This window comes from Enterobacter cloacae subsp. cloacae ATCC 13047, assembly GCF_000025565.1.
In the GTDB taxonomy this organism is placed as follows: Bacteria; Pseudomonadota; Gammaproteobacteria; order Enterobacterales; family Enterobacteriaceae; genus Enterobacter; species Enterobacter cloacae.
Genome location: NC_014121.1, coordinates 3624611 through 3635871 on the forward strand (window position 1 = coordinate 3624611; position 11261 = coordinate 3635871).

The window sequence follows — 11261 nt, forward strand, 5'->3', positions numbered from 1 at the left end:
ATTGTTACAGAAATATGACAACATGCGCAAAAAAAGCGCATGGAATCACGTTTAACTTTCGAATTTCGCTCGTTTGTGTTCGAAATCAAACAAACCACAGTTTTCATGTGGCTAAATGATAAAAAACGAACACAGAGGGATGACAATGACAATTCACGATCCACGCTACAGCGATGTGATTATCATTGGCGGGGGCGCGACCGGCGCTGGCATCGCACGCGACTGTGCGCTCAGAGGGCTGAGCGTCACGCTCCTGGAGCGCCATGATATTGCGACCGGCGCTACCGGACGCAATCATGGCCTGCTGCACAGCGGCGCCCGCTACGCCGTTACCGACGGCGAATCGGCACGCGAATGTATCGCCGAAAATCAGATCCTGCGACGTATCGCCCGCCACTGTATTGAACCGACCGACGGCCTGTTTATTACGCTTCCCGAAGACGATCTCGCCTTTCAGTCAACTTTCATTACCGCCTGCCAGGCCGCGGGAATTCAGGCGCAAGCCATTGACCCAGCCCTTGCACGCCGCATCGAACCTTCGGTTAATCCGGCACTGACGGGTGCAGTAAAAGTCCCGGACGGCACCGTAGATCCGTTTCGTCTGACGGCGGCCAACATGCTGGACGCCCGCGAGCACAGCGCGCGGATCCTGACCGGCCATCAGGTCACCGGGCTTATCCGTGAGGGGCATCGCATCGTGGGCGTGCGGGTCCTGGATACGCAGTACAACGAACACAGCGAGCTGTATGCCGCTGTGGTGGTCAACGCGGCGGGGATCTGGGGGCAACGCATCGCAGAATACGCCGATTTATCTGTGCGCATGTTCCCGGCCAAAGGCTCGCTGCTGATCCTTGACCACCGCATTAATAACCATGTCATCAACCGCTGCCGTAAACCGTCTGACGCAGACATCCTTGTCCCCGGCGATACCATTTCGTTAATCGGGACCACCTCCACCCACGTTGACTACAGCGAGATTGACTACAATCGGGTCACCGCAGAAGAGGTCGACATCCTGCTGCGCGAAGGAGAAAAACTGGCGCCGGTGATGGCCCAGACCCGCATCCTGCGCGCCTACGCGGGTGTGCGTCCGCTTGTCGCCAGCGATAACGACCCGAGCGGACGCAATGTCAGCCGTGGCATTGTGCTGCTTGACCATGCCGCGCGCGACGGGCTGGACGGCTTCATCACCATCACCGGCGGTAAATTGATGACCTACCGCCTGATGGCCGAATGGGCGACGGATGCTGTCTGCCGCAAACTGGGCAATAGCGAACCGTGCGTGACCGCAGAACAGCCCCTGCCCGGCTCGCGCCAGTCCACCGAGAAAACGCTGCAAAAAATTATCTCCCTGCCTGCCCCGCTGCGTGGTTCGGCTGTCTATCGCCATGGCGACAGAACACCGGTCTGGCTGGGTGAAGGACGGCTGAGCCGCAGTCTGGTATGCGAGTGCGAGGCCGTTACCGCCGGGGAAGTGCAATACGCGGTGGAGAATCTGACGGTGAATAGCCTGCTCGATCTCCGCCGCCGCACCCGTGTCGGGATGGGCACCTGTCAGGGGGAGCTGTGTGCCTGCCGTGCCGCCGGGCTGCTGCAGCGTTTTCATACCACCACCGCCACCCAGTCGCTCGATCAGCTCAGCGATTTTCTGAACGAGCGCTGGAAAGGCATTCAGCCTGTCGCCTGGGGCGATGCCCTGCGTGAAAGCGAATTTACCCGCTGGGTGTACCAGGGGCTTTGCGGTCTTGAGAAGGAGCAACGCGATGAAATTTGATACGGTGATCGTCGGCGGCGGGCTGGCGGGTCTGCTCTGTGGCATCAAACTCACGAAGCAGGGACTGCGCTGCGCCATTATCACCCGGGGCCAGAGCGCCCTGCACTTCTCGTCGGGCTCGCTGGATCTGGTGGACGAAACGTACCGCGAAAAACTGCCGGCAGAGCATCCTTATCACCTGACTGGCGCGCAGCACATTGACCGCTTTGCCCTGGAAACCGAAGCGCTGCTGGCTGATTGCGGCGCACGTATGCAGGGGAGCGCCAGGCAAAATCACGCGCGCGTCACGCCGCTTGGCACCCTGCGTTCCGCCTGGCTCAGCCCGGAGGAGGTGCCCGTTGCTCCGTTCAAGGCCACGCGCGTGCGGGTGGTGGGCATTAGCGGTTTTCTGGATTTTCAGCCCCATCTGGCAGCGGCCTCGCTCAGTCGCCAGGGGGTCAACGCTGAAACGGCAGAGATTGACCTTCCTGAGCTGGATGTCCTGCGCGACAACCCCAGCGAGTTCCGCGCGGTGAATATTGCCCGTTTGCTCGATAACGAAGAGAAATGGCCGCTGCTGTATGAGGCGCTCAAACCGCTTGCAAAAGGATGCGATGCGCTGTTTATGCCCGCCTGCTTTGGCTTACAGGACAACCGGCTGTGGCGCTGGCTGTCCGACCGCCTGCCCTGCTCGCTCGGCCTGCTGCCAACGCTTCCTCCGTCCGTACCCGGTATTCGCCTGCATACCCAGCTTCAGCGCCAGTTTGTGGCCCAGGGAGGCGTGTGGATGGCGGGTGATGAAGTGAAAAAAATCACCCTGACTGACGGCTCGGTGAGCGAAATCTGGACCCGCAACCACGACGATATTCCGCTTCGTACGCGTTACGCGGTGCTGGCAAGCGGCAGTTTCTTCAGCAACGGTCTGCTGAGCAGTCGGGACGGCATTCGCGAGGCGATTATGGGGCTGGACGTCCGCCAGAGCGCCTCTCGCGCGGACTGGTATCAGAGCGATTTCTTTGCCCCACAGCCGTGGCAGCAGTTCGGCGTAATCGTGGATAACCAGCTGCATCCGCAACTTTCAGGAAAGTCAGTACCGAATCTCTACGCCATCGGCTCGCTTTTGGGCGGATACGATCCTATCGCCCAGGGCTGCGGCGGCGGCGTCTGCGCCATAACGGCGCTCTATGTGGCAGAGCAGATTTGCCAGCGCACGGAGGCTGAACAATGAACGATACCCGCTTTGAAAGCTGCATCAAATGCACGGTCTGCACCACCGTCTGCCCGGTCAGCGGCGTTAACCCGCGCTATCCCGGTCCGAAACAGGCCGGGCCGGACGGCGAGCGCCTTCGTCTGAAGGACGGCGCGCTGTACGATGACGCGCTGAAATACTGCATCAACTGCAAACGTTGTGAAGTCGCCTGTCCGTCGGATGTGAAAATCGGCGACATTATTCAGCGCGCCCGGGCACGCTATAGCACGCAAAAACCGTCGCTGCGCGATGCCATTCTTAGCCATACCGATCTGATGGGCAGCGTCTCCACGCCGTTTGCCCCGCTGGTGAACGCCGCGACCTCGCTGAAACCGGTGCGCCAGCTGCTGGATGCCACGCTTAAGATCGACCATCACCGTAGTTTGCCCAAATATTCCCACGGCACCTTCCGCCGCTGGTACAAATCCGTAGCGGCAGACCAGGCGCGGTATGCCGACCAGGTCGCGTTCTTCCATGGCTGCTACGTGAACTACAACCATCCGCAACTGGGTAAAGATCTGCTGAAAGTGCTGAACGCCATGGGTACAGGCGTGCAGTTACTGAACAAGGAGAAATGCTGCGGCGTGCCGCTGATCGCCAACGGGTTTACCGATAAAGCACGCAAACAGGCCAGAAGCAACGTCTCGTCGCTGCACGAGGCCATCGTCGATAAAGGCATTCCGGTGCTGGCCACCTCCTCGACCTGTACCTTCACGCTGCGCGATGAGTATCCGCACCTGCTGGACGTGGACAATACCGGCCTGCGCGAACATATCGAGCTGGCAACCCGTTTCCTGTGGCGCAAGCTGGACAGCGGGCAGACGCTACCGCTGAAAAATTTACCCCTGAAAGTGGTCTACCACACGCCGTGCCATATGGAAAAAATGGGCTGGGCGCTTTACACGCTGGAACTGTTGCGGTTAATTCCGGGGCTGGAGCTGACGGTGCTGGATTCGCGCTGCTGCGGCATTGCGGGGACGTACGGCTTTAAGCGTGAAAATTACGAAACATCACAGGCAATTGGCGCGCCGCTGTTCCGCCAGATTGAGGAGAGCGGCGCGGATATCGTGGTGACCGACTGCGAAACCTGCAAGTGGCAGATAGAGATGTCCACCAGCAAGCGCTGCGAGCATCCGATCACGTTGCTGGCGAAGGCCCTGGGTTAGGTATCGCCGGGGCCGCCGCCCCGGCAAACCGGTCACTCAACGAACAGCGATTCCACCACGTTGATCCAGCCGTGCTCGCTGGCCACCTCTTTACCTGCCAGCCAGCGACGCAGCATGTTCAGCGCCATCATGGCGCAGACGTCCTGACGCACCGCCAGGCTGTGGCGGGTGATACTCATTTTGACTCTTAAGGCATGCGTCCCTTCCGGCGTAGCCAGCGCAAAGTTGAGATATTCCTCATCCATACCCCCGACAAACAGCGCCAGCCCGGCAAAATGGTTGACCCGGCGTTCTGACGCCCAGCGCGCCGTCTGCGCCAGCGTCTCCTGCTGGAACGGCACCACCTCGCTGGCCAGCAGCGGAGCATTAACGCGCGACAGTTGCAGCGCCAGCAGGCCGCCGGTGAACTGCTCGCTGAGGGTGACGCTCAGCTGGCGCGACTGCAGATGCTTCGCAATCTGCGCCGGTAGCCCTTCCGTGCCCTCGAAAATCAGACTTTCGCCCGCCACGCGCCGCACTTCCGGCCAGAGCGCCAGCATCGCCGCTTTCTGCGTGGCAGGCCCGGTGAGCTTGAGTTCAATGATCGGCATGGAAGAGCGATAGCCCATGGATACCCCCGGCGGCAGCGGCAGGTGATCGAGGCTCTGCGCCAGATCGCTTTCCGAACGGCCAAAGGTGGTCAGGCGCAGGCAGACTGGCGGTTCAGGCAGGGTAAAACGTTGACGAAGGCGCGGCAGGATCTGCTGTTCGACCATCACTTTAAATTCAGACGGGACACCCGGCGTGAAGAACATCAGGCAGCGGTTCAGTTGAACGGCGAAACCGCAGGCGGTACCCACCGGGTTATCGACCAGTTCGGCGCTGGCCGGGATTTCAGCCTGTTTGCGGTTGCTGGGTACCATCACGCGGCCACGTTCGGAGAAGAAACGCTCCATGTGGGCCAGCCACTCCTCGTGCAACACCAGCCCTTCGCCTTTGGCGGTCGCGGCAGCCAGCGCGCTGAGATCGTCGCTGGTAGGGCCGAGCCCACCGTTCACAATCAGCACGTCGCAGTGTTCGCTACGCTCGCGCAGAACGGTCACCAGCGACTCAAGACTGTCGCCTACGGTATTGCGGCGCGTTAACGGTAATCCTTGCTCAAAGAAAAGATCGGCAAGCCAGGCAGCATTGGTATCAATAATCTGTCCATGCAGCACTTCGTCGCCGGTGGATAACATCTCCACATTAATCATTGTATTCTCCCGCTTATATGGTGAAAACACTATAGCGCAATCACCGGCATGGAGAGGAGAGAAACTGGCGCGACGGACGCCGCGCCGGAGAGGTTAGAAGCCTGCGCTGACGCCCACGTACGGGCCGTCAGCCAGCGCGTTGTCGCGGTTGCCGTCTTTGCCCGCCAGATTCAGATAACGATAACCCGCTTCAATGGTAATTGGGCGCATGATGGTCCAGCGCGCACCCGCGTTGGCTTCTTCATAGCTGTCGATACCGCTGGAGAGGGAGTCCGGCGAGTAGTAGTACTCACCAAACAGGCCGAAGCTGTCGCCAATTTTCCACTGCAGACCGCCGCCCACCGCTGCCGCGTACCCTTCGTCGCCGTCGTTCGGGTTGGTGTAGATGCCTTTACCGCCGACGGTGGCCAGGAACGGGCCAAGAGGAATATTCAGACCCAGGCCGAGGCTTGCCGCATCGCCATCGTCGTCGTTATGCGTCCAGCCGCCGGTCATCGCCAGACCGGCGGTCTCGGTACCCAGGCCAAAGCCCAGATGGGTGTAATCCTGACCCGCTGAGCCGTTAAAGCTGATGGCGTTAGCCGCCGCCGAAACGAATATCAGGCCTAAGCCCATCAATGCCACTTTTTTCATTATCGTGTTCCCGCGCAATTTATAGAAAAGTCCCAAAAAAACCGCGAGATTTTAACCTGAGACGCCTGGCGATCAAGCACTCTGCGTGCGGCGGGCAAGTAGATTGTAACGATTTGAAACGCGCGGTTTTTTTACGTCAGCAACAGAAAGCGCATTTTTACGCTCAGCCCTCCCAGTACCTCACTGCGGGAAAGCTGCAGGTGGCTTCGGTGAAGCCGGGCGATATCGCTCGCCAGCGCCAGCCCGATACCCGATCCGCTGGCGTCCCCGACGTTGTCGAGCCGATGGAAAGGCAGTACTGCCTGATGAATTTGGCTGTCTTCGATGCCGGGCCCGCTATCCTCCACGCTGAGCTCAACGCCGCCCGCGTCGGTGTGCAGGAACACGGTGACGATGCCTCCTGCCGGGGTGTACTTGATCGCGTTCTCAAGCAGGTTGGCGCACAGCTCCCCCAGCAGCACCTCATCACCGTCTATCAAGACGGGTTGCTGAATGCCGTCATAACCCAAATCGATCGCCTTGCTGCGCGCCTGCGTCAGTCTGGAGAAACAGCAGTTCTGCACCACCTGAACCAGGTCCACCGGCGCAAACTGGCGATCCCCCTGCTCTTTGCGCCTCACCGTGGAGAGTTGCAGCAGCCGTTCGGTGAGGACGATGGTGTTATCCAGCGTCACGTTCATGGCGCGTAAACTCTCCTGCCACAGGGCCGGATCGTTTCGCGTCAGGGCAACGGAAACCTGGGTTTTGAGCACCGCCAGCGGCGTTTTGAGCTGATGAGACGCATCGGCGTTGAAGCGCTCCTGGCGGGAAAGCACGCCGCGTAATCTGTCGATATAACGGTTAAAAGCCACGATCAGCAGCCGCGTTTCCGACCAGGGCAGCAATTCCGGCAGCGGGGCCAGCAGCCCAGGCTCACGGCGCACCATCAGCGAGGAGAGCTGACGCATCGGGCGCAGCACGCGGCGCAGCAGCCAGGCGGTTAAGACCAACGTCAGCAGCACCAGCAGCCCCTGCGAAACGAGCGATGAAAACAGAAGCTGAGTGGCCAGATAGCGCCGCGACTGCAAGGTTTCGGCGACGTAGATCTCCGCCATACCGGAAACATTGTCTTCGTTAATCGGCTGGAGCAGCTTCGCCACGCGGATCGCCTGGCCGCGATACTCGGTATGATAAAACCAGGCCAGCGCGGGATAGTGCGTGGTGCGCGACGTGGAGGGGGGCATGTTCGGCAGATCGTCATAGCCGGAGATCACCCGCCCCTCCGGGTCAACCACCTTGTAATAGAGGCGATCGTTCATGTTCAGCTCAAAGCTGTCGAGCACCACCCAGGGAACATCAACCAGCAGCTTGCCGTTGTGCACCTCCAGCCGCTCAGAGACGGTACGCGCCGAAGATAACAGCGTGCGGTCGTACGCCTGGGTCGCCGCCTGCAGGGCGCTGACGTAACTGTTAAAAGCCGATAATCCCCACAACAACAGCAGCGGCAGGCCGAGAAAAAGCAGCAGTTGCAGATAAAGCGACTGAGGCTTAACCCACTTCATCGCCGCACTCCAGCACATAGCCCAGTCCGCGCAGGGTGGTGATCCGCACGCCGCTGCCGCTCAGCTTTTTGCGCAGGCGATGAATGTAAAGATCGAGACTCTCCGGGCTGACGTCGTCGTTCAGGCTAAACACCTGATCGAACAACTGCTGCCGGGAAACGGGGCGGGTGCGACGATGCATCAGCACCTTCAGCAGCGACAGTTCGCGCGGGGTGAGCGAGAGCGGCTCGTCGCGCAGCAGGAAAAAACCGTCGTCGTCATACTCCAGCTCCCCAAGGCGCTGGCGTTCCTGGGTTCTCCCCTCGCTTCTGCGCAGCAGGGCGCGAAGCCTGGCGTCCAGCTCCTCCAGCTCAAACGGTTTTGGCAGATAATCATCCGCCCCGGCGTTCAGGCCTTTCACCCGATCCGCCACGTTGCTGCGTGCGGTGAGAAACAGCACCGGCAAGGTCTGGCCGCGTTTACGTAAACGGTGCACCACCTCCAGGCCGTCAAAACCGGGCATACCGATGTCCAGTATCGCTACCGCGTAGTTTTCCCCCTGCAGCAGATGATCGGCCGCGCGCCCGTCAGAAACGCAGTCTACGGCAAAGCCCTCCTGCACCAGCGCTTTCTCCAGCCAGTGAGCCAGCTCACGATTATCTTCCGCCAGTAAGAGACGCATTCTGTATTTAACTCCATGTTTTTACTGATTACGTTATGATATTACTTCGTTTTATGTCCGGTATGTTGTCCGGTTTTATAAAAGCAACTCAATTCATCACATGGAAAGAATGCCGACTTGTTACATGTTTGCAACATAGCGCGATGGGATATGCGGTCAGCTTAACACAAAACATCACATCACCGGACAATCATCAAACTCACCAGAACGCGCATCATTGATGATGTACGTGATGACTCCGAATATCGGCTTGTCGTCGTCTGATATCTCACCAACCTTGCGCAGCCTTTCACGCTTACCATTCTCCAGATTCTCAAGATAGGACTCAGGATGAGTTCTGTATCGCTTAAACTTGAATTCTCCATCTACTGCACAGACGAGCAATGAGCCATCACATGGATTTAGTGAAGCATCCACAACCAGCATTGCACCTTTAAGGATGCCTTCCCGGTAATGCGTTGCGCCTGCACGCATGAAGTACGTAGCCGCTGGTCTCGACACGATGCGCTCATCAAGCGATATGCGCTGTTCTGCAAAGTCTGCTGCAGGACTCGGGAATCCCATAACTAACCTCCGATAGATACTGTATATTAATACAGTATTACTGATCGGCGGTGTCGATCAAGCACCTTTGTGCATCTGTCGATCATTTGTTGGTGTAATGCTAGAATCCCTTCAACTTTTAGAAACATTTTATCTGGATAAAGCCATGAAGCTTTTTTTATGTAACACGCCTCTTCAGGCCATGATTGCTGCAAGGATAATTGATGAGGAGGGCCTTTCCCTCCATGAGTGCTCTTTGTTGTATGTTTGTGATGGCCTGAACGACAAGATTCATTCTTCTTTCGTAAGACTGTCTTCTTTCATGAAGTATGCAAAGTTGATACACAGGGCCAGGAGTTTATCCGGTGTTAGAAGAATGAGAAAATTCATATCAAGCATAGGAAATGTTGACGAAATATATGTTGCATGTATAGATGACAGCCTCGCTCACTATGCAATCAGTTTCACCAAAGGTGCGACAATAAAGACGTTTGACGATGGCACTGCAAACATTACTCCTTCCAGTAGATATTTTACTGGCCGCTCTGGGTTAGGCTTTAGATCGGCATTATTGAAAGCATTTCATTTTATAAATGGGAATAGATATAACCTTGACTTGGTAAAAGCAGAATCAGTATTGCATTATTCAATCTATAAAGATTTTGATAACGTGATGAACAATGTGAAGCATATACAAATCTTCGGAGATGAGCCCATTAAAAAAGGTGTGTGCCACTTATTTAATGGTGTAAATTATTCTAACTATTGCAAAAGCAAAAAGGATGCGAAATCGCTTAAATCAAAGATTTATAGCTTTTTAAAATCCCTTGATGGAGATGTTATCTACAGTTCTGTGAGCGAAAAAGACCAACAAATATTTAGCAATTACATAGTAAAACATGAACTCATTGATGTTGAATATGTCAATTCTCTTCGACAAAGATACAAAGTTATAAATATTTATGGATTTGCTGATTATATGCAAAATCTTTTAATTGATGAGCCTGGGATAGTTATCCACCCCATATATTCAGATCTGTTACTTGGTGAAGTTAATGAATGCTCGAGAGTCTTATCCTCACGTTGTAAGATAGATTCCGTATGTTTATGATTTTCTTAGCATAACTAGAGTGCGATATTATGGGAATTGCTTTTATTTGTGGGTTGTGGATTTGTATAATCGTTGCCAATATTGTCTTTTCAGATGGTAGCACGATAATAAATTATTGCTCCATATTTTTATGGCTTAGCACTTGCATATACTTTATAAGGAAGAATTACTCCTATGGGATTCTTTCAGCGCAGGTAATGCTTGCTTTTACCACTGCTGGTATTTGTTGCGCTATTGCAGAATCAGGTCAATGGTTAAGTGAGGTTAAATATTATTCCAGTCTGAGCGGAGCAACAGCAAGGATAATGTCTCTTTGTTTTGTTATTTTCTTCTTTTCATTTTTTACTTTTAAATACCTTAGCAGAATGAGATCTGTTAGGTTTGGCATGTCCAATAAATTCAACAAAGTATTACTTAACTGTGTTGTTATAGCGTTCTTTGCCTTCACAGTAACACTATTTATTGTTCATGTGATATATGGGCACCCAAATGACTATGGTGTAGACAGATATTATTACTGGGCTAACATTGCGCCAAAATGGGCTGAGTATGTAAAATTCTTACTCTCTCAGTTCACAGTCTTTATTGGTCTTGCATATGGTTTATCACGTAAAAAACGATACGTAATACTTTTTGTGGTTTCTTTACTTGCTCAATTTTCGGTTGGCGACAAGTTTTCAGGCATGCTATATGCCACGATGACATTCATCATACCTATTGTTATATTGCTGAAAGTTAACATCGGGAAGCTTATTTTTAGCACAAGGTTCTTATTTATTTCAGTGATCTTTGTAACGGCTATGATGTCAGCATCGTATTTAAGTTATGTTGCAATAAGTGGTGCAGGGAATGGCATTGATAGAGTTGTAGACAGGATTGTTTTACAGGGGCAGATGTGGTGGGCACTTGACAACTCATCCAATATGAGTAGTAAGGGTCTGGGAGAGATAATGAGTAATTTCATTGGCATAGGTAATTCTGATGAATTTTCGACGGGAATATTTTACCTTATGTCTATTATTAGTCCACCATCGATATTCCAGTGGTTTGCTGATAAAGGAATTACCATGACTATGGGTAGTCCTGTTAATCTAATTTATTTCTTTGGTTTTCCTCTATCTGTAGTACCTGCAGCAATTTTAGGGATAATTGTAGGAGCAGGCTATCATATATTCTATAGAGCAATATTGATTTCAGACGTCATATTGGTATTTTTTGGCGTAAAGATTATGGACTCAATATTTAGAGCGGTTACCATGGGTGAGATATTCTATTTGTTCTCTCTGAAGGTTCTTGCTGGACTCTTCGCATTCGTCTTTTATATGCTTGCATCATGGGCTACAATACATCGAGGAGTAAAGGCGGCGTAAGC

At 54.3% G+C, this 11261-nt stretch carries 10 protein-coding genes; 5 read left to right on the plus strand and 5 right to left on the minus strand.

The window, feature by feature from the left end:
• Nucleotides 1-145 precede the first annotated feature (145 nt).
• From glpA to glpC, 3 genes are read left to right on the plus strand one after another with little or no spacing between them, the layout of a single operon-like run.
• Entirely contained in the window at nucleotides 146-1774 is a 1629-nt protein-coding gene (gene glpA, locus ECL_RS17480; RefSeq protein ID WP_013098019.1) for an anaerobic glycerol-3-phosphate dehydrogenase subunit A, read from the plus strand.
• Entirely contained in the window at nucleotides 1764-2981 is a 1218-nt protein-coding gene (gene glpB, locus ECL_RS17485) for a glycerol-3-phosphate dehydrogenase subunit GlpB (RefSeq protein WP_013098020.1), read from the plus strand. The genes glpA and glpB overlap by 11 nt, the downstream gene beginning before the upstream one ends.
• Nucleotides 2978-4168: an anaerobic glycerol-3-phosphate dehydrogenase subunit GlpC gene (gene glpC / locus ECL_RS17490; RefSeq protein WP_013098021.1), complete on the plus strand. Its 1191-nt coding sequence runs from the start codon at nucleotides 2978-2980 to the stop codon at nucleotides 4166-4168. The genes glpB and glpC overlap by 4 nt, the downstream gene beginning before the upstream one ends.
• A 32-nt stretch (nucleotides 4169-4200) precedes the next feature.
• Here glpC and ECL_RS17495 read toward each other — a convergent pair whose 3' ends face one another.
• The 5 genes from ECL_RS17495 to ECL_RS17515 all read right to left on the minus strand — a co-directional run bounded on the left by ECL_RS17495 (nucleotide 4201) and on the right by ECL_RS17515 (nucleotide 8817).
• Nucleotides 4201-5400 (minus strand): nicotinamide mononucleotide deamidase-related protein YfaY, encoded by a 1200-nt coding sequence (locus ECL_RS17495; RefSeq protein WP_013098022.1) that lies wholly within the window; start codon nucleotides 5398-5400, stop codon nucleotides 4201-4203.
• Between the two features lie 93 nt (nucleotides 5401-5493).
• The gene (locus ECL_RS17500; protein WP_013098023.1) at nucleotides 5494-6033 is read right to left on the minus strand and encodes a YfaZ family outer membrane protein; all 540 of its coding nucleotides are present in this window, start codon (nucleotides 6031-6033) and stop codon (nucleotides 5494-5496) included.
• Nucleotides 6034-6164: 131 nt separating this feature from the next.
• Complete coding sequence (locus ECL_RS17505; protein ID WP_013098024.1) at nucleotides 6165-7574, minus strand: sensor histidine kinase; 1410 nt, start codon at nucleotides 7572-7574, stop codon at nucleotides 6165-6167.
• Nucleotides 7561-8235, minus strand: coding sequence for a transcriptional regulator TctD (gene tctD / locus ECL_RS17510; RefSeq protein ID WP_013098025.1), 675 nt, complete (start codon nucleotides 8233-8235; stop codon nucleotides 7561-7563). Before tctD ends, ECL_RS17505 begins: the two co-directional genes overlap by 14 nt.
• 174 nt (nucleotides 8236-8409) lie before the next feature.
• Nucleotides 8410-8817: a HumD family translesion DNA polymerase gene (locus ECL_RS17515; RefSeq protein ID WP_439847167.1), complete on the minus strand. Its 408-nt coding sequence runs from the start codon at nucleotides 8815-8817 to the stop codon at nucleotides 8410-8412.
• 127 nt (nucleotides 8818-8944) lie between these two features.
• Here ECL_RS17515 and ECL_RS17520 point away from each other — a divergent pair, with 127 nt between their 5' ends.
• A complete protein-coding gene (locus ECL_RS17520) occupies nucleotides 8945-9889 on the plus strand; it encodes a glycosyltransferase family 52 (RefSeq protein WP_013098027.1) in 945 nt (314 codons plus the stop codon).
• Nucleotides 9890-9918: 29 nt separating this feature from the next.
• Nucleotides 9919-11259 (plus strand): DUF6418 domain-containing protein, encoded by a 1341-nt coding sequence (locus ECL_RS17525; protein ID WP_013098028.1) that lies wholly within the window; start codon nucleotides 9919-9921, stop codon nucleotides 11257-11259.
• The last annotated feature ends 2 nt before the right edge of the window (nucleotides 11260-11261 follow it).

Bases quoted from the DNA above. Each gene is read 5' to 3' on its own strand.
- glpC (WP_013098021.1), top strand. From the start codon at position 2,978: ATGAACGATACCCGCTTTGAAAGCTGCATCAAATGCACGGTCTGCACC.
- glpB (WP_013098020.1), top strand. From the start codon at position 1,764: ATGAAATTTGATACGGTGATCGTCGGCGGCGGGCTGGCGGGTCTGCTC.
- ECL_RS17500 (WP_013098023.1), bottom strand. From the start codon at position 6,033: ATGAAAAAAGTGGCATTGATGGGCTTAGGCCTGATATTCGTTTCGGCG.
- ECL_RS17525 (WP_013098028.1), top strand. From the start codon at position 9,919: ATGGGAATTGCTTTTATTTGTGGGTTGTGGATTTGTATAATCGTTGCC.
- ECL_RS17495 (WP_013098022.1), bottom strand. From the start codon at position 5,400: ATGATTAATGTGGAGATGTTATCCACCGGCGACGAAGTGCTGCATGGA.
- glpA (WP_013098019.1), top strand. From the start codon at position 146: ATGACAATTCACGATCCACGCTACAGCGATGTGATTATCATTGGCGGG.
- tctD (WP_013098025.1), bottom strand. From the start codon at position 8,235: ATGCGTCTCTTACTGGCGGAAGATAATCGTGAGCTGGCTCACTGGCTG.
- ECL_RS17520 (WP_013098027.1), top strand. From the start codon at position 8,945: ATGAAGCTTTTTTTATGTAACACGCCTCTTCAGGCCATGATTGCTGCA.
- ECL_RS17505 (WP_013098024.1), bottom strand. From the start codon at position 7,574: ATGAAGTGGGTTAAGCCTCAGTCGCTTTATCTGCAACTGCTGCTTTTT.